General features: G+C 64.2%; 16 protein-coding genes. 3 read left to right on the top strand and 13 right to left on the bottom strand.

The features are described 5' to 3' along the window. Nucleotides 1-38 precede the first annotated feature (38 nt). A complete protein-coding gene (locus tag R1T44_RS02960; RefSeq protein WP_213113690.1) occupies nucleotides 39-545 on the bottom strand; it encodes an META domain-containing protein in 507 nt (168 codons plus the stop codon). Nucleotides 546-1,077: 532 nt separating this feature from the next. Between R1T44_RS02960 and R1T44_RS02955 the strand changes: the two genes are divergently transcribed. Beyond that, complete coding sequence (locus tag R1T44_RS02955) at nucleotides 1,078-1,761, top strand: phosphatase PAP2 family protein (RefSeq protein ID WP_279835210.1); 684 nt, start codon at nucleotides 1,078-1,080, stop codon at nucleotides 1,759-1,761. Between the two features lie 55 nt (nucleotides 1,762-1,816). Here R1T44_RS02955 and R1T44_RS02950 read toward each other — a convergent pair whose 3' ends face one another. The 4 genes from R1T44_RS02950 to R1T44_RS02935 all read right to left on the bottom strand — a co-directional run bounded on the left by R1T44_RS02950 (nucleotide 1,817) and on the right by R1T44_RS02935 (nucleotide 7,138). Further along, nucleotides 1,817-3,043, bottom strand: a complete 1,227-nt coding sequence (locus R1T44_RS02950; protein WP_248379831.1) for a GGDEF domain-containing protein — start codon at nucleotides 3,041-3,043, stop codon at nucleotides 1,817-1,819. 285 nt (nucleotides 3,044-3,328) lie between these two features. Further along, nucleotides 3,329-3,769 (bottom strand): VOC family protein, encoded by a 441-nt coding sequence (locus R1T44_RS02945; RefSeq protein ID WP_043333215.1) that lies wholly within the window; start codon nucleotides 3,767-3,769, stop codon nucleotides 3,329-3,331. A gap of 174 nt (nucleotides 3,770-3,943) precedes the next feature. Continuing rightward, entirely contained in the window at nucleotides 3,944-6,331 is a 2,388-nt protein-coding gene (locus tag R1T44_RS02940; protein WP_317292540.1) for an FdhF/YdeP family oxidoreductase, read from the bottom strand. Between the two features lie 15 nt (nucleotides 6,332-6,346). After that, complete coding sequence (locus R1T44_RS02935; RefSeq protein WP_317292539.1) at nucleotides 6,347-7,138, bottom strand: formate dehydrogenase accessory sulfurtransferase FdhD; 792 nt, start codon at nucleotides 7,136-7,138, stop codon at nucleotides 6,347-6,349. Nucleotides 7,139-7,474: 336 nt separating this feature from the next. Here R1T44_RS02935 and trhO point away from each other — a divergent pair, with 336 nt between their 5' ends. Continuing rightward, the gene (gene trhO / locus R1T44_RS02930) at nucleotides 7,475-8,569 is read left to right on the top strand and encodes an oxygen-dependent tRNA uridine(34) hydroxylase TrhO (protein ID WP_317292538.1); all 1,095 of its coding nucleotides are present in this window, start codon (nucleotides 7,475-7,477) and stop codon (nucleotides 8,567-8,569) included. Nucleotides 8,570-8,638: 69 nt separating this feature from the next. Here trhO and R1T44_RS02925 read toward each other — a convergent pair whose 3' ends face one another. The 8 genes from R1T44_RS02925 to R1T44_RS02890 form a co-directional block, all read right to left on the bottom strand. After that, the gene (locus tag R1T44_RS02925) at nucleotides 8,639-9,526 is read right to left on the bottom strand and encodes a LysR family transcriptional regulator (protein ID WP_317292537.1); all 888 of its coding nucleotides are present in this window, start codon (nucleotides 9,524-9,526) and stop codon (nucleotides 8,639-8,641) included. 175 nt (nucleotides 9,527-9,701) lie between these two features. After that, complete coding sequence (locus R1T44_RS02920) at nucleotides 9,702-9,833, bottom strand: entericidin A/B family lipoprotein (RefSeq protein ID WP_043333217.1); 132 nt, start codon at nucleotides 9,831-9,833, stop codon at nucleotides 9,702-9,704. A 151-nt stretch (nucleotides 9,834-9,984) separates the two neighbouring features. Then, nucleotides 9,985-10,116, bottom strand: coding sequence for an entericidin A/B family lipoprotein (locus R1T44_RS02915; protein ID WP_107335644.1), 132 nt, complete (start codon nucleotides 10,114-10,116; stop codon nucleotides 9,985-9,987). Nucleotides 10,117-10,139: 23 nt separating this feature from the next. Next, complete coding sequence (locus R1T44_RS02910; RefSeq protein ID WP_084589348.1) at nucleotides 10,140-10,271, bottom strand: entericidin A/B family lipoprotein; 132 nt, start codon at nucleotides 10,269-10,271, stop codon at nucleotides 10,140-10,142. Between the two features lie 65 nt (nucleotides 10,272-10,336). After that, nucleotides 10,337-11,332, bottom strand: coding sequence for a zinc-dependent alcohol dehydrogenase family protein (locus R1T44_RS02905; protein WP_054555249.1), 996 nt, complete (start codon nucleotides 11,330-11,332; stop codon nucleotides 10,337-10,339). 168 nt (nucleotides 11,333-11,500) lie between these two features. Next, nucleotides 11,501-12,280: a sulfite exporter TauE/SafE family protein gene (locus R1T44_RS02900; RefSeq protein WP_225347489.1), complete on the bottom strand. Its 780-nt coding sequence runs from the start codon at nucleotides 12,278-12,280 to the stop codon at nucleotides 11,501-11,503. Between the two features lie 202 nt (nucleotides 12,281-12,482). Further along, entirely contained in the window at nucleotides 12,483-14,555 is a 2,073-nt protein-coding gene (locus R1T44_RS02895; RefSeq protein ID WP_317292911.1) for a TRAP transporter permease, read from the bottom strand. Nucleotides 14,556-14,920: 365 nt separating this feature from the next. Then, nucleotides 14,921-15,928, bottom strand: a complete 1,008-nt coding sequence (locus R1T44_RS02890) for a TAXI family TRAP transporter solute-binding subunit (protein ID WP_317292536.1) — start codon at nucleotides 15,926-15,928, stop codon at nucleotides 14,921-14,923. A gap of 404 nt (nucleotides 15,929-16,332) precedes the next feature. Between R1T44_RS02890 and R1T44_RS02885 the strand changes: the two genes are divergently transcribed. Next, nucleotides 16,333-16,761, top strand: coding sequence for an HIT domain-containing protein (locus tag R1T44_RS02885; RefSeq protein WP_054555248.1), 429 nt, complete (start codon nucleotides 16,333-16,335; stop codon nucleotides 16,759-16,761). The last annotated feature ends 110 nt before the right edge of the window (nucleotides 16,762-16,871 follow it).

Below are 16,871 nucleotides of genomic sequence, written 5' to 3'. Positions count from 1 at the left end.
GCCCGCTCGCGAAGCGCCCTCACAAGCGCGCCGAGCAATTACTCGGCGGGGCCTTCCAGCGGCATGAAGGTCGCCAGCAGATAGCCGGTATCATCCATCACGCGCAGCCGAGCGCTCTCCCCGCTGCCGCTGATCTGGTAACTGGCCACATCCTCGAGCATGCGATTGAAGGCGTTGGACTGCTCGGGGTTGGGGCACATCTTCATGGTCGAGGCCAGCGGACCGATATCCAGCGTCTGACGCGACTCATCCAGCACCACCGGCCCCATCAGGCGGTTGCAACCATTGCTGCCGACCAGACGCAGACGGTCATCCTCCTCGTCTGCCAGCTGCTGCTGGCTGGGAGGCTGCAGCAGGAAGTTGGCGGCCTCTTCACTGGCATCCGTGGCGGAGAAACTCCATTGGGTGCCCACCAGAGCAGGAGCAGCGGCTCCCGATGAGGCACTGCCCTGCGGATGCTGTGTCATGGCCGCGCAGCCAGCCAGCAAGGAGATAGCGAACCCCACGGAGGTATAACGCGATAGACGACGCACGGTAACGGACATGGATGACTCCTGTGGCGCCCGCCGGTGACATTGCCGGCAACGGCAGTCACCCGGCAGACGGAAAGAACGGTGGGAAAGGAACGGACATGACAGCAAGGGTAGCGATCATGCGCACGGCTGTCATGAACGACAGGCCCTCGCGACATGCGCCTGAGTGTCACCTGCCGGACTACCGCCGGCTTGCCAGCAGCGCGATGGACGCAACCATCTGTCCACCTCGCCAACTTTGAAAACAGTGTTTTCAAAGCAAAGCCTGCTCTAGAATTTCGACCAGATCGCCACTCAGCGTCGCCTGTCTCGAGTCCTCTGGCCAGCGAGCCAGCGAGCTACCGACCTGAGTGAGCCTGTCCCGACATGAGCCCCGCAGAGCTGACACGACATGACTCCCGCCGCCCCCGACAGTCCTTCCATGCACGCCGCTGATACTGCGTCTTCACAGCGAGTCAGTGGTTCGCAGCAGGCCCCGCACGTGCAACCCTCGCCCCCGCCCCGCTCGCACAGGACGCAGACAGGATTCAATCTGCGACGACTGGTGCTCCTGAATGCGCTCGGTGTGGCGCTGCTGGCGTGCTGGTGGATACCGGCGCTGGATTTCTGGCCCACCCTCGACAGCGATGTCTTCTGGGACTTCAACCAGTTCATCACACCGCTCAATCCGCACTGGGACACGCTGCTCGGCATTCTGAACACGCGCGCCTTCGACGCCGTGGCCTTCGCCATGATGGGGGTATTGTTCTGCTGGGCGATGCTCAATGATCAACAGCCTGCCCGCTATCGCCGCTGGACCAGCATCGGCATCACCATGCTGCTGACGGCGGGCCTGCTCTCGCTGTTCGTGCTGCGCGCCATCAGCTATGGCCATGCCAGCCCGACGCGCTTCTTCAGCCACGCACAGCATCTCTCCGAACTGGTGTCCTTCAAGACCAAGGATTCGGCGTCGAACAGCTTCCCGGGGGATCACGGCCTGATGCTGATGGTATTCGCGAGTTTCATGCTGGCCTTCGCACCGCGCCGCATCGCGCTGTGCAGCCTGGCGTTCGTAGTACTGCTGAGCGCTCCGCGGATCATGGTCGGCGCTCATTGGTTCAGCGATGTCTATCTGGGCTCGCTCAGCATTGCACTGATCGCGTTGCCCTGGGTGCTGTGCACACCACTGGCGACCACCGTTGCCCGTGGCATGGAGAACGCGCTGGCCCGATTCAAGCAGCGCTCCTGAAGCAGCGCTCCTGAAGCAGCATTCGTGAACCTGCACTCAAGAACCTGAACTCAGGTCAGCCGACGAGGGGGGTCCGCGAGAAAGGGCTGGAATCCTTGTGGCGCTGCTTTTCCTGGCGGTCATCCTCCTTGCAGCGAGCGCCCTCCTCCACGGCCTCTGCCTTGCCAAGTCCGCCGCCGTCATTGCCGGGGGGCGGAGGGCTGACATCGGGCGTGGCAAGGCCTGTCATCTCGTGTTCCCCACCGGCCACCACCTGATCACGCCCATTGTGCTTGGCGTGATACAGCCGCCTGTCGGCCAGCTGCATCAGCTCATCCAGCGAATCGACCTCATGACTGATGGCAACGCCGATGGAAACCGTGACCGGCACCGGCGTGCCGGCGAAGACCGGAGGAGACTTGGCCAGCAGGGAGCGCATGCGTCCCGCCACGGAAATGGCCTCGGTGCGCCCGATACGTGGCAGCAGCACCAGGAACTCCTCGCCACCGACACGCCCGGCGCGATCGCCCTGACGCAGTGTGGCCGTCAGCAGGCGGCCCAGATGACGCAGCACTTCATCTCCGACGGCATGGCCATGCAGGTCATTGACGCGCTTGAAGTTGTCCGCATCCAGCATCAAGGCCGCACAGGGCACTCCGTCACGCCACCAGTCCTCGGCGTGGCGCAATATCTGGCGGCGATTGAGCAATTCGGTCAATTCATCACGACTGGCATCCTTCAGATACTGACGCTCGAAATGTTCGGTAAGTGCCAGCATGCGCCACAGGAAGGTGACCATCATCAGGAAGACCGCGAACAGATTGGTCGATTGCAGCACCCAGGCCGACAGGACGCCGTCCTCATGCAGGACTGGCGAGACCATCAGTGCCGAGACAGCCGCCATGAACAGCATCAGGGTCGTCACCACTCGAACACGCGCCGCCAGCGGGGCCAGGTGAATACCGGCCATCACGATGAAGAAATAGTACTCATAGCCCGCCGAGAGCCCGAAACAGAAAACCGAGAGCCAGGCCATCAGCGTCAAGGCGCTCATCATCAGGGCCAGACCCAGCGTCAGTTGATGCGCCCGGTGCAGCATCACGCCCAGCACGGACACGAGCGCCATGATGCCGCTGACGAATGCCAGCCGCGGCTCGTTGAAGAGAGTGAAGAAGGGGACCCACACCACGAAGAGGCCCATCAGCATCAGATAGACCCAAAGATAGGCATGGTAGAAACGACGATGCTCCACGGCGAGCAATCGTGGTTCATGACGTAGCCAGGCGCTTATGACTCTCGGCATCAGGCAGTCCTTGCCAGCTAGGCAGTGTCCGCGTGGCGGTCCCTCACGCGACTCAAGGAGGTGCAACATCGCGGCAGGCGGGCAGCAAGAGAAAGGAAGAAGGTATAGCTGCCTGCCGCGATGACACTCCACAAAGGCCGAGCACGACATGTTACTCATCATGCTACGGGGCTTATGAACTTCATTACATCATAAGCCCTGCTGGGCGATGCACCAGTCATAATTCGGCTATTGCGTTGCCTGGATGCGACGCTTACGCACACGTCAACATGCGGCCTTGCTTGCTTACCAGCTGCCCGTGTTGCTCATGGAGGCCCAGGGTTCCTGCGGCGCAAGGGCGTCACCGGCCTGCAGCAGCTCCAGCGAAATCCCATCCGGGCTCTTCACGAACGCCATGTGGCCGTCACGCGGCGGGCGATTGATGGTCACGCCGTTGTCCATCAGATGCTGACAGGTGGCGTAGATATCCTCGACGCGATAGGCCAGATGGCCGAAGTTGCGCCCACCTTCGTATTCTTCCGGGTCCCAGTTATGGGTCAGTTCCAGCATCGGCGCCTGCATCTCGCGGGCTCGTTCGGCATCCTGCGGGGCTGCCAGGAAGATCAGCGTGAAGCGGCCCTTCTCGGAATCCTTGCGCGATATCTCGACCATGCCGAGCAGGTCACGGAAGAAATGCAGTGAAGCGTCGACATCACGGATACGCAGCATGGTGTGCAGATATTGCATGGATCACTCTCTTGAACGGTGGTTGGGGCAGCACTGAGGACGGAAAAGACGTGCGCCGAGCGTAGCTGGCTCGGCGCACGGGAATATTCTAGACACACGACTGCCGCGCGACGAGTCTCCTCGCGGCACGGCAGTGTGATGATGCATGCACCCTGCTGCTGGCGTCTCGCGCCGTCAGGCGATGCGTGAACTGCGCTCCAGACGCACGGGCACCGCCTTGGAGGATGGCGTACCGGTATCAGCGCCGTGGCTTTCCAACGCGACCAGCACGTTGGTTTCCGGATAGTAGGCCCCGATGCAACCGGCCGGGATGTCGTACTCGACCAGACGGAACTGTGGCGCACGTCGCTCGCTGCCGTCCGGACGCGGCTCGCCGAGCATGTCGACCCAATCACCGTCGGCCAGCCCCAGCCGCGCCAGGTCTTCACCATTGATGAAGATCACCCGCCGCTGACCCGACACGCCGCGATAGCGGTCGTTGTAGCCGTAGACGGTGGTGTTGTACTGATCGTGGCTGCGCATGGTCTGCAGCGTCAGCCAGCCATCACGCCGCGCCAGCTGTTGATGCATCACCGACTCCGGCAGCGGCATGTGCGAGAACTCGGCCAGGCCGCTGGAGGTCGGGAAGGCAAGCTCGCGAACCGGATTGGCGAGGTGGAAGCCGCGCTTGTGTGCCAGCCGCGCATTGAAGTCCGTGAAGCCGGGAATGACCGCCGCGATCTCGTCACGGATCAGATCATAGTTCTCGCTCAGGGCCTGCCAATCGACCGGATCACTGATACCTCGCGCCGGCAGCACGCGCGCCAGGGTGGCACGCGCGATCGCCGCGATGATGCCGGGCTCGGAGCGCAATTCAGGGCTGGCCGGCGCCTTGATGCCGGCGCTGGAGTGCACCATCGACATCGAGTCCTCGACGCTGATGTGCTGGGAAGCCACCTGCGAGGAGCGATCGATCTCGCTGCGCCCGAGACACGGCAGAATCAGCGCATCGGTCTGCTTTCCCATCACCAGATGGCTGCGGTTGAGCTTGGTGCTGATCTGGACGTTGAGCTCGAGGTTGCGCATCGCGGCCTCGGTCCGCTCGCTGTCCGGCGTGGCGCGCGTGAAGTTGCCGCCCAGCGCGATGAAGGTCTTCGCCTTGCCCTGCTCCAGCGCCGCCAGGCTCTCCACGGTGTTGTAGCCCGGCGTACGCGGCATGCTGACCCCGTAGCGCGCTTCCAGCGCATCGATCAGCCAGGCGGGCGCCTTCTCGTCGATGCCCATGGTGCGATCGCCCTGGACGTTGGAATGGCCACGCACCGGACAGGCCCCGGCACCGGGACGGCCGAAGTGCCCGCCGAGCAACAGCAGATTGACGATCTCGCGCACACTCTCGACGGCATGCAGATGCTGGGTGATGCCCATCGCCCAGGTGCAGATGACGTTGTCGGCACTGGCGAAGATGGTCGCCGCCTCCTCGAGCTGAGCGCGCGTCAGGCCGGACTGGTCCTCGAGGGTTGCCCACTCGGTCGCCTCGACCAGCGCCTGCCAGGCCTCGACGCCGCGGGTATGCGCTTCGATGAAGCTGGCGGCGCGCGTGAATTCGCCCCGCGCCTCCATCGCGAATAGCGCCTTGGCCATGCCACGCACCGCCGCCATGTCGCCGCCCATGCGTGGCTGGTAATAGCGATGGCTGATGGGCTGGCTGGAGAGGGTCATCATCTCCAGCGGCGACTGCGGGTCGGCAAAGCGCTCCAGCCCCCGCTCACGCAGCGGATTGAAGCTGACGATGCGCGCGCCACGCCGTGAGGCACGCCGCAGATCACCCAGCATGCGCGGGTGATTGGTGCCGGGGTTCTGACCGAACACGAAGATGGCATCGGCGTGCTCGAAGTCCTCCAGCAGCACCGTGCCCTTGCCGACGCCGAGGCTCGCCTTCATGCCGACACCGCTGGCCTCGTGGCACATGTTGGAGCAGTCGGGGAAGTTGTTGGTGCCGAACAGACGCACTAACAGCTGGTAGAGATAGGCCGCCTCGTTGCTGGCACGCCCCGAGGTATAGAACAGCGCCTCATCCGGCGACGACAGCCCGCTGAGATGCTCGGCGACAAGCTCGAAGGCCGCGTCCCAGCTGATCGGCGTATAGCGATCACTGGCCGCGTCGTAGCGCATCGGTTCGGTCAGACGGCCCTGATCCTCGAGCATGAAGTCGTCCCAGCCCAGCAGCTCCGTGACGGTATGCTGAGCGAAGAAGCGCGGTGTGACCCGCTTGGCGGTCACTTCCCAGGCCACCGCCTTGGCACCGTTCTCGCAGAACTCGAAGGAGGAGCCGTGTTCCGGGTCCCCCCAGGCACAGCCGGGGCAGTCGAAGCCCTTGTCCTGATTGGCCTTGAGCAGGGAGCGCACGCTCTTCCACGGTGCCCTGGAGTGACTGACATGCTGACCGACGCTCTTGAGTGCGCCCCAGCCACCCGCCGGCCCGGAATAGGCGGCAATGCGCGGATGACGCGTCTGTTGCGCATCCTCGCGGGGCAGGCTGGCAGACGCAGGCGTCTCGATCTCGGGGGCAGCAATGTCGGTCATGTCAGGATCCACTGGCTAGGATGAACGGGGGCGATCAGCGTGACCGCTGAGCAATTCGAGTCGACGCCCGCGGTGGGCACAGATCAGGTTGAGATCGCAGGCGCGGGCGGTCTCGACGGCGAGTCGCGAGGGCACCGCGAGAGTGATCAGGGTCGGAATGCGCGCACGGATGGTCTTCTGCACCAGCTCCAGGCTGCAGCGGCTCGACACCAGCAACGCCTCGGGCCACACACCGCTGTCGAGACTCATGCCGATCACGCGGTCAAGCGCATTGTGGCGACCGATATCGGCGCCCTGCGAGATCAGACCGCCTTCGGCGTCCAACCCCAGCGCCAGATGCATGCCACGGCGCGTGGCGCGCTCCAGACGCTCCAGTCCATGTAGCAGCGCATCGGGGGCCAGCGCTGCCCGTGGCGGCAGACGCATTAGCCCCGCCATCAGCTCCGCTTCGTCCTGCACGCCACAGGCGCCGCAACTCGAGACACTGCTCTCACGCCGCTGATGACGCTCGGCCTTGCGCGCCAGCGAGTCACTGACCTCGAGACGCACCGCCAGCCCATGACGCAGCCGCGAGAGATGGATCGCCGAGACCTCGTCACGCCGCGTGATCCAGCCCGCGGTGAAGGCATGCCCCAGCGCCAGCGGCTCAAGGGCCTCTGGACTGGCCAGCAAGGTGCCCATCGCGGTGTCATTGAGCGCCAGGCTCACCGGTAGCTCCGATGGGCCATCCAGCTCGCGCAGCGGCACCTCGCGGGCATCCGCATAGCCTGCAGCGCCTGGCGCCTGTTGATAGAGCGAATCTTTCATTACGGCTCTCCGTGGCGCAGATGCGTGGCGAGAACGGTGCGCGCAACCCTCACCCGACCTCTGCGCAATATGGGAATATCCTACCGCCATGCCGTGAGGGCGACCAATTGAGCCGAGCCGCCAATTGATAGACGCCGCCAATGAAGATGGCATCCTGCCGGTGACAGGCATGCGGGCCATCGCGGCGGGCGAGAAATTCGCGCGCGAGTCGCGTAAAATGCGTCGCCGACCCTTGAGGGTGCTCCTGCTGTCGCGATATCCCCCGTCCGCCAGCCGCTCTCATCTCTCGATCATCCTGCTCCGGATTTACGTTCCGGCCCGCATGAGGACCTTCGCATGACCGACACTCCCGACCTGACCGCCGCGCCTGATCAGGCCAGCGCCCCGCAGCTGACCAGCACGTCTGCCTCCGCCCGCCCCAGCCCGCTGGCGCCGCAGCATGTGGTCTGTGCGCTCTACAAGTTCGTCACCCTCGAGGACTTCGAGGCGCTGCGCGACCCGCTGCTGGCGGTGATGAACGAGCACGCCATCCGCGGCACCCTGCTGCTGGCCCGCGAAGGCATCAACGGCACCGTGTCCGGCTCACGCGCCGGCATCGATGCGCTGCTCGCCTGGCTGACCAGCGACCCGCGTCTGGCCGAGCTCGACACCAAGCAGTCACTGGCCGAGCAGGCACCCTTCCTGCGCGCCAAGGTCAAGCTCAAGCGCGAGATCGTCACCATGGGCGTCGAGGGCATCGATCCGCGTCACACCGTCGGGACCTATGTGGAGCCGAAGGACTGGAATGCGCTGATTTCCGATCCTGAGGTGCTGCTGATCGACACGCGCAATGACTATGAGGTGGAAGTGGGGACCTTCGCCGGTGCCGTCAACCCGAACACCACTGCCTTCCGTGATTTCCCGGACTACGTCTCGCGTGAGCTGGACCCGACACAGCACCGCAAGGTGGCGATGTTCTGCACCGGCGGCATCCGCTGCGAGAAGTCCACGGCCTATCTCAAGGAGCAGGGCTTCGATGAGGTCTATCACCTCAAGGGCGGCATCCTGAAGTATCTGGAAGAGGTGCCCGAGGAAGAGACGCTGTGGCAGGGCGAGTGCTTCGTGTTCGATGAGCGCGTCACCGTCGACCACCAGCTGCGTCCCGGCCAGTACGACCAGTGCCATGCCTGCCGCCTGCCGATCACCGAGGAAGACAAGCAGAGCGAGCGCTATCAGAAAGGCGTCAGCTGCCCGCGCTGCTACGACAAGCTGAGCGATGCCCAGAAGGCGCGCTTCGCCGAACGCGAGAACCAGATTCGCCTCGCCAGAGAACGTGGCGAAGCTCATCTGGGCATGGATGCCGTCGCCCAGATGCAGGCGCGGCGCGATGCCAAGCGGCAGCAGCGTGAAGCCGCCCGCCGTGCCGCGCTGAAGGCCAGCAAGAAGCGCTGATAGCGGCCAACGTCGCTTTCGCTAACCGAACACCCCGTCTCGACGGGGTGTTCTGCGTTGCAGGCTCACTCAATCGGCCACACCCGCCGAGTGAGGCAGCGAACGCAGCAGCTCCAGCACGGCATTCAGTCGTCGGCTGCGCTGCTGACCACTGCGCCACAACAGCCCGACCGTCTCGCCCTCACCGGGCAGTCGACGCGCGATCAGCCCTTCACCAAGCCGCGAATCGGCCAGGTTCTCCGCCAGCACGCTGACTCCCAGGCCAGCCTCCAGCATCACGCCGAGGCCGGAAATCGAATTGGCCTCCAACAAGGGCGAGGGCTGCAGGCCCAGCAGCTCAAACTGCTGATTGAGGCGTCGCCGCTGCTGCATCTCCGGCGTCAGCAACACCAGCGGATAGTCACGCAGGCACTCCCACTGCGGCGCGTCGGGCAGGCGGAAATGCGCCTGACTGGCGATCAGCGCCGAATGCTCCTGATAGAGCGGCCGACAGGCGAAGCCGCTCATGGCCGGCGCCGCAGGGTAGCCGACCGCGAGATCCAGCTCGCCATCCTCGAGTCCCTGGGCCAGCGATGAGGTCGACAGCTCGCGCAGGCGCAGCGAGAGCTGCGGAAAGGCCTCACGCAGCCGCGGCAGAAACTCGCCGACCGCCGCCAGCGCCGACGGCACCACGCCCAGTGACAGGCGGCCGGTCAGCACCGCGTCCGGCGACAGGTCTCCCTTCAGCTCATCCAGCTCGGCGAGAATGCGCCGTGCGTGGGTCAGCACGCGCTCCCCTTCCGGCGTGAAGCCCTCGAAGCGATGGCCGCGCAGTATCAGCGCCGTGCCCAGCTCCTCCTCGAGCTGCTTGAGGCGCGCCGACAGCGTCGGCTGGGTGACATGACAGACCCGCGCTGCGCGACCGAAATGGCGCTCACTGGCCAGCGCGACCAGAAAACTCAACTGTCGATGATCCATGTCGGGCCCTTGGCTCGCGGTGGCGGGAGTGACGCACGCTGGGGGCGCATGCCGTCAGCGCCATGATGACGCAAGGCGGCCCGTCAGTCAGCACGCCTGCATGTCTGGCGATCAGACACGAAAACGCCCGGCGCGATGGCCGGGCGTTGGATATCACCACTATCCGGGGCGTCGCTTATTGAGCGGCGTCCTGGACAGCTTCGCCAGCATGCTCGACATCCTGGCCGGCACCGTCAACGGTGTTGCAGCCGGAAAGCGCGGCCAGAGTGAAGAAAGAGGCGAAGATGAGTGCAATGGTGCGGGACATGGTCATGCTCCTTGCGGTAGTGAATATCGAGAAATCTCGTAAAGACGCCAGTTCCTGCGCCTCTACCCTCATACCTTGGGCCGCCCCATGGGCTTTCAAGGGGTGAGATTCATGTTTTGTTCACTCGCCGCCCATGTCATGGACAGTGCCATCAACTGGCCGATTCCTCGATGGAACCCCCAAGGTGTTCGAGATCTTCCCCGAAACCTTCCACGGTATTGCAGCCACCCAACAGCAGGCCGAACAGCAGCGCGGTGCCAGTCATCATCATGAATCGTCGCATGGGCATTCCTCTCTCTCGGGCTATCAGCTGGCGGCGTTGTCGATCGAACCGCCCAGATGCTCCAGGTCCTTGCCGAAACCGGCCACGGTATTGCAGCCGGCCAGACTCACACTGGCCACCAACAGGGCAGCCACCATCAAACGCGTCATTCTCATCACTTCTCTTCCTGATCAACGGCCAATGAAGATGAGACACCCTCACTGACCGAAGGTGCCAATACTCAACGATTTACCAGCAGAATCTTGCCCAGCGCCTCGCCGGACTCCAGCAGCTCATGCGCCTTGGCGACGTCACGGAAGCTGAACTGGTGCTCGTCGAGCAGCGGACGTACCGCGCCGGCCTCCAGCATCTCGCTCAGGGCGTTGAGCAGTTCCGGCTGGTCGTCCATGCCGATACCGGTCAGCAGCGGTACCGAGCGGAAGATGACGTGCAGCGACAGGTTCTTGGAGTGCAGCTGAGTCAGGTCGTGGGTCGAGCGGGTATTGATGGAGCACAGACGACCGGAGGTCGCGGTGGCCTCGATGGAGCGATCCAGGTTGTCGCCACCGACGGTGTCGAAGACCAGATCGAAGCCACGCCCGGAGGTCAGGCGCGTAACATAGTCCGCGACCGCTTCCTCGCGGTAGTTGATGATCTCGTCGGCGCCCAGCTGACGCGCCAGATCCGCCTTGGCTTCGCTGGACACGGTGGTGGTGACATGCGCGCCGAGATACTTGGCGATCTGTACCGCGACATGGCCGACGCCGCCGGTGCCGGCGTGGATCAGCACGTGCTCGCCTTCCTTGATCTGACCGCGCGAGACCAGCGCCGTCCAGGCCGTCAGGAACACCAGCGGCAAGGCCGCGCACTCTTCCAGCGTCAGCGCCGCCAGGCTCGGGCGCTTCACGATCACACGGGTGTCGGCGATCATGTAGTCCGCCAGAGCACCCTGCCAGCCCTTCACGCCACCGGCACAACCCAGCACTTCATCCCCGACGGAGAAGTCCGACACGCCTTCGCCGACGGCATCGATCACCCCGGAGACATCGCCATTGAGAATGGCCGGGAATTCCGGGTGCGACTTGACCAGCCCGCTGCGCAGCTTGGTCTCGATGGGGTTGATGCTGGAAGCCGTCACCTTGATACGCACCTGCCCCCGCGCCGGTGTCGGGGTCTCCAGTTCGCGCTCGACGAACACTTCGGGACCGCCGTACTGCTCGATGACCATGGCTTGCATGAGGAAAGACTCCTGAACGATGAAGGAAGAGACGCCATAGCCGGGCTCGGCGCCATCATGAATAGGGGGTGAGCGGTATGCCGGTGTGTCGACAGGACAGACTGGCATTTCGCTCAGATTACCGCGAGCTTACTCCGTGTCTAACATAAGGTCAGCATCAGGCCAGCATCAGGTCAGCGCCAGCTTGAGCACGATGATGAAGATGACCGCGACCGTCAGCCACTTGACCCACCGCGCGCCCGCGGGACTCATGTTGACCCGCGCGCCGAGGAAGGCACCGCTCATGTTGCCGACCGCCAGCACCAGACCGTAGGCCCAGCGCACCTGACCATCGAACACGAACACCGCCAGCGCCGGCAGGGTATACATCAACACGATGAAGACCTTGAAGACGTTGACCTGGGTCAGGTCGATCTTGAGCAGCCGGTAGAGCACCACGATGAACAGCACGCCGACACCGACCTGGATGAAGCCACCATAAATGCCGATGCCGAACATCGCCAGCAACACCACGGGCGTGATGCGCTCCGGCGTCAGCTCACGCGTGTCGATGCGCGGCGTCGGCAGCAGCATCATGATCGAACACACCACCATCACCACGATCAGGACGCTCTCGAATGCCTCGGCACTGATGCGGGTCGCCAGCCAGGCGCCCAGCATGGCGCCGGCCACGGCGGGTACGGCCAGCCGCCAGGCCACGCCCATGTTGTGCGCGCCCGCCTTGAGAAAGGTGCTGGTCGCGGTCGCACTCTGCAACGCGATCGCCACGCGGTTGGTGGCATTGGCCTGCGCAGGCGGCAGGCCGAGAAACATCAGCAATGGCAGCGTCAGCATCGAGCCACCCGCCGACAGCACATTGATGAAACCGGCCACGCCACCCAGTGCGATCAGCGCCACTACGCTGATCAGATCAAGGCCGCTGGTCAGCCCTGCAACATCCGACATCATGCCGACATTCCTTGTCCCGCCATCCCGTTGAGTGAAGACGCCCGCGGCAGACATGCCCCAGAGCGCGCGATGCCCGACACACCACCCTCGCGACTGAGCGGGGGAAAGTGATGCCGGGCATCGTTCATAGCATATCGCGTCGCGTCACGCCTGCTTCAGCCACATCGGCTGACGCCTCTGGCGCTCGTCCGACACGCCTGGCTCAGTGCGCCAGCGCTTCCTGCCGGCCACTCTGACGCACGCTGTAGGTCAGCACGCCCAGGAAGATGACCAGACCCGCGAGGTCGTAGGTCAGCTGACCATGCGGCCACAGCATCAGTGCACCGAGCGGGAACATCGCCAGACGCAGCCACCAGGGCAGTTCGTGCTCCAGATAGCCTTCCAGGCCCGCGACGATGGCGTAGATCCCGAACAGCGCGAACACGAACACCGTCAGCATCTCGCCGATATCACCGGAGATCAGCGGGCTCCAGGCGAACAGCAGCGGCACGATATAGAGGCCCTTGGCGATCTTCCAGGCCATCAGGCCGGTCTTCATCGGCGGTGTGCGGGCGATCGCGGCTGCCGCGAAGGCGGTCAGGCAGACCGGCGGCGTGACGTTGGAATCCTGGGACAGCCAGAAGATGATCATGTGGGCACTCACCAGTGCCATGGTCAGCACATGCGGCGACAGCGCCTGCTCATACAGCTGGCTCTGGAAGGTATCCGGCACCAGTGCCAGCAGTTCGCGGGCGGCGTCCATGCTCATCGGCGCGCCCAGCAGGTCCAGCTTGTCCGGTGCGGCCAGCATGAAGATGGCCTTGGCCTGCTCCGGCAGGTTGCCCGCCGCCAGCAGGTCCACCAGCTGGGAATGGGCGATCAGGTTGTAGAGCGCCGGGGCGGACAGCGTGCCCAGCACGATATAGGACGCCGTCACCGGCAGGCCCATGCCCAGAATCAATGACGCCAGCGCGATCAGGATGATGGTGATCAGCAGGCTGCCACCCGCCCAGTCGGTGATCATCAGCGAGAAGGTGTTGCCGATACCGGTGGTGGAGACGACGTTGACGATCAGGCCGACGGTGATCAGCAGGATCGCCGTGGTGGTCATGTTGCGCACCCCGGCCAGCATCGCCTCGATGATGTCACCGAGCTTCATCGGATTCTTCGACAGCCACGAGGCCGCGATGACGGACAGGATCGCGATGCCGGCGGCGTAGGTCGGCGTGAAGCCGTAGATCAGCGCGCCGACCAGCACGAACAGCGGTGCCAGATAGTGCCAGCCATCCTTGAGCACGTCCTTGAGACGCGGGCCCTGCGGGTCGTCCAGCGCCGTGGCGTCGGAGCGCTTGGCCTCGATGCGCACGAACATGGCCACCGACAGGAAGTAGAGCAGCGCCGGCAAGGCAGCCACGCCGACGATGGTCAGGTACGGCACCTGGGTGTAGGACGCCATGATGAAGGCACCTGCTCCCATCACCGGCGGCATCAGCTGGCCACCGGTCGAGGCAGCGGCCTCGACGCCTGCCGCGAAGCGCGCCGGGAAGCCGGCACGGCGCATCAGCGGAATCGTGATCACGCCGGTGGAGACGGTGTTGGCGACACTCGAGCCGGACACCGAGCCCATCAGGCCGGAGGCGAACACGGCCACGAAGCCCGGGCCACCCTTGAAGCGACCCGCCGCGCAGCGCGCCAGATCGATGATGAAGTCACCCGCGCCGGACTTGACCAGAAAGGCCCCGAACAGGATGAACATGAACACGTAGGACCAGGAGATGCGCGCGATGGAGCCCAGCATCCCTTCGCCGCCGATGAAGCTTCTGAACAGTACCGTCTCCCAGGACAGTCCCGGGAAGTTGAATACGCCACCGACATACTTGCCCCACCAGGCCACGTAGGTCAGCGCGATCAGACACAGCACCGGGATGAACCAGCCGGTAGTGCGACGCGCGAACTCGAGGATCAGACCGACCGCCACGATGGAGACCACCCAGTCCGCGGTGGAGAACACCACGCCACGGTCATAGAGCGCATCCTCGAAGCCGATCAGGTAGAGGCCGCAACCCAGTGCCGCCAGCCCCAACATGACATCCACGCCCAGCACCCAGCGCTTGGCACCATCACTGGCCGGCGTCAGCATCGGGATGGTCAGCGCGCACAGCAGACCGAACAGGCCATAGTGCAAGGCGCTCACCCACAGCTCCGACAGGGTCGAGACGGTGTTGAAGTACAGGTGCGCCAGACAGATGACGATGGAGATCACGAAGACGGCACGCCCCAGCCAGGGCAGCTCCATGCGCCACGGCGCAGCTTCGGCGGATTCGTCGCGCACACCGGAGAGATCGGGCTCCTGCGCTTCGCTATCAGTGGGACGAGAGGGCTCTGGCGAGCGGGAATCATGCATGGCGTTGCCTCAAAACGGGATCAGACAGCGATGGCGCAGCGGCGACTTGCGTCACCATGCGCCCGGGCTTGCGAGGAGAATACGGGCTTCTACAGCAATCATTCGTGGGCACTGCTCTGGTCCTGCGCCTGCCACTTTGCCCACGCGGGGCAGTGACATGGCGCCGGACCGGCGGTGGTTTATTGGTCTGGGAAACTGCGCTGCCCTCACCGCCGCCAGAGGCGAGCGATGAGGGCAGCGGGAACATCAGGAGTGGATCACTCGGCGATCAGGCGCGCCGGAATCTCGATGCCCTGCTCCTTGAAGTAACGTGCGGCACCCGGGTGCAGCGGCAGCGGCAGGCCCGCGATAGCCTTGTCGAGGGCCATGGCCTTGGTAGCCGGGTGGATGTTGTTCAGGAACGGCAGGTTCTCGTACATGGTCTTGGTGATCTGATAGACGTCTTCTTCGGAGACATCGTCACGCACCACCAGGATGTTCGGCTGGGCGATGGTGTTGATCGCCTCGTCCTGGCCCGGGTAGGTGCCAGCGGCGATTTCATACGGGGTCCACAGCTCGAACTGGGAGTTGACCTTGGCCAGCTGCTCTTCGGTAAAGTCCAGCGTGGTGATCTCGCCGCCCAGGTTGGCGTAGGCACGGGTCACGGCGGAGGCCGGTGCGCCGGCCGGAATGTTCATGCCGTCGATGTTGCCGTTCTGCATCGCGTCGGCGCTCGGGCCGTAGCCCATGTAGGCCAGATTCATCTTGTCGGCATCGATGCCCAGCTGCTCGAGGATGAAGCGACCTGAGCCTTCGGTACCGGAGTTCTTCTTGCCGATGGAGAAGCTCTTGCCGTAGAAGTTGGTCATGTCCTCGATGGTGCCGGACTTGACCTCATCATTGCGGGCCACGAAGTGCTCGACGTTCTGCCACAGCATCGAGATGCTGCGCAGGTTCTTGTGCGCCTTGTTGACCGGCGGGGTGCCATTCCATGCCCAGGCGCCGTAGAGGCCCTGGATGATGCCGAACTGGGCCTGGTCCTCTTCCATCAGCTTGAGGTTCTCGCCGGAACCGGCAGAGGAGATCGCGGACACGGAGATGCCGGCGGTCGGCTCGAGCTTGACCTTGATCAGCGTGGAGAGTGCCACGCCGACCGGGTAGAAGGTGCCACCGGTGGTGGCGGTACCCATGATGTACTTGCCTTCCGCCTGAGCCACGGCACTGAGACCAAGAGAGGCTGCGATGGCGAGACCGAGACCGGCCTTGAGGAACTGGCGCTTTTGCATGGAGTGACTCCTTGGCGAACCTGCCGGGCGCAGGTTGAGCATTCTTGTAATGTGGGCAGGCAGACGGACATTGCGGCTGAGCAGGCTCTGGCCCTGGGCGGTGCTGGCCATGTCGCGACCGACAATGCGCAAGGTAGCCCTCTTTTGCGTGGGGCGTTCGTTGCGAGCCTCTGCATCAGCGTAGGAAGAAGGTTAGCAACTGTCCGCGCGGCGCGGTATTTGGCGATGGGGGCATTGCGCAGCCTCCACAGCGCGCACGGGCAATCCGCAAAGTGGCAGGATTCTGCCGATCTGGTCACACTGAGGGCATTCGCGGGCGTTCACGCCAGGGAGTCCGCCACGATTCGGGTTACCCTTTGCCCTCGACTCACGCCCGCCCTGCTCCATCCGATCAAGGAGAGACGATGACCCCCTTCAGCCTTCACCCGCAGCTGGACGCCGACACCCACTTCGTGGCCGACCTGCCGCTGTGCACCGTGCGTCTGATGAACGATGCGCGCTATCCGTGGCTGGTACTGATTCCGCGCCGCGATGCCATCCGCGAGATCTACGAGCTGGACAGCAGCGCCCAGCAGCAGCTGTGGCAGGAAACCACGCAACTGGGCGAGCTGCTGATGACGGTAAGCGGCGGCGAGAAGCTCAATATCGGCGCACTGGGCAACATGGTGCCGCAGCTGCACATGCACGTGATCGCCCGCCGCAGCGATGATGCAGCCTGGCCAGGGCCGGTGTGGGGCGTCGGCACGGCTGAGCCCCACGACAGCGAAGCGCTGACGGTGCTGGTCGACACCCTGCGCATGAAGATCGCCGAGCTGCCGAGCTATTCCTACTGACGCCGTCTCCTGCGCTGTCACTGACATCTGCGCTCTCGCATCTACGACAACGGGGCCCAATGGGCCCCGTTCTTGTAACTTGCAGGTAGTGTGTAGCAGGTAGTTAGCGG

Origin of the sequence: Cobetia amphilecti (assembly GCF_032923285.1) — a bacterium.
In the GTDB taxonomy this organism is placed as follows: Bacteria; Pseudomonadota; Gammaproteobacteria; order Pseudomonadales; family Halomonadaceae; genus Cobetia; species Cobetia amphilecti.
Note: the sequence above shows the minus strand (reverse complement) of the source record. Positions and strands in the feature narration are given on the sequence as shown.

Coding starts and splice junctions, on each gene's coding strand:
- R1T44_RS02905 (WP_054555249.1), bottom strand. CDS start 11,332: ATGCAAGCCATGGTCATCGAGCAGTACGGCGGTCCCGAAGTGTTCGTC.
- R1T44_RS02895 (WP_317292911.1), bottom strand. CDS start 14,555: ATGGAGCTGCCCTGGCTGGGGCGTGCCGTCTTCGTGATCTCCATCGTC.
- R1T44_RS02885 (WP_054555248.1), top strand. CDS start 16,333: ATGACCCCCTTCAGCCTTCACCCGCAGCTGGACGCCGACACCCACTTC.
- R1T44_RS02935 (WP_317292539.1), bottom strand. CDS start 7,138: ATGAAAGATTCGCTCTATCAACAGGCGCCAGGCGCTGCAGGCTATGCG.
- R1T44_RS02910 (WP_084589348.1), bottom strand. CDS start 10,271: ATGAGAATGACGCGTTTGATGGTGGCTGCCCTGTTGGTGGCCAGTGTG.
- R1T44_RS02890 (WP_317292536.1), bottom strand. CDS start 15,928: ATGCAAAAGCGCCAGTTCCTCAAGGCCGGTCTCGGTCTCGCCATCGCA.
- trhO (WP_317292538.1), top strand. CDS start 7,475: ATGACCGACACTCCCGACCTGACCGCCGCGCCTGATCAGGCCAGCGCC.
- R1T44_RS02925 (WP_317292537.1), bottom strand. CDS start 9,526: ATGGATCATCGACAGTTGAGTTTTCTGGTCGCGCTGGCCAGTGAGCGC.
- R1T44_RS02920 (WP_043333217.1), bottom strand. CDS start 9,833: ATGTCCCGCACCATTGCACTCATCTTCGCCTCTTTCTTCACTCTGGCC.
- R1T44_RS02945 (WP_043333215.1), bottom strand. CDS start 3,769: ATGCAATATCTGCACACCATGCTGCGTATCCGTGATGTCGACGCTTCA.
- R1T44_RS02950 (WP_248379831.1), bottom strand. CDS start 3,043: ATGCCGAGAGTCATAAGCGCCTGGCTACGTCATGAACCACGATTGCTC.
- R1T44_RS02900 (WP_225347489.1), bottom strand. CDS start 12,280: ATGATGTCGGATGTTGCAGGGCTGACCAGCGGCCTTGATCTGATCAGC.
- R1T44_RS02940 (WP_317292540.1), bottom strand. CDS start 6,331: ATGACCGACATTGCTGCCCCCGAGATCGAGACGCCTGCGTCTGCCAGC.
- R1T44_RS02960 (WP_213113690.1), bottom strand. CDS start 545: ATGTCCGTTACCGTGCGTCGTCTATCGCGTTATACCTCCGTGGGGTTC.
- R1T44_RS02915 (WP_107335644.1), bottom strand. CDS start 10,116: ATGCGACGATTCATGATGATGACTGGCACCGCGCTGCTGTTCGGCCTG.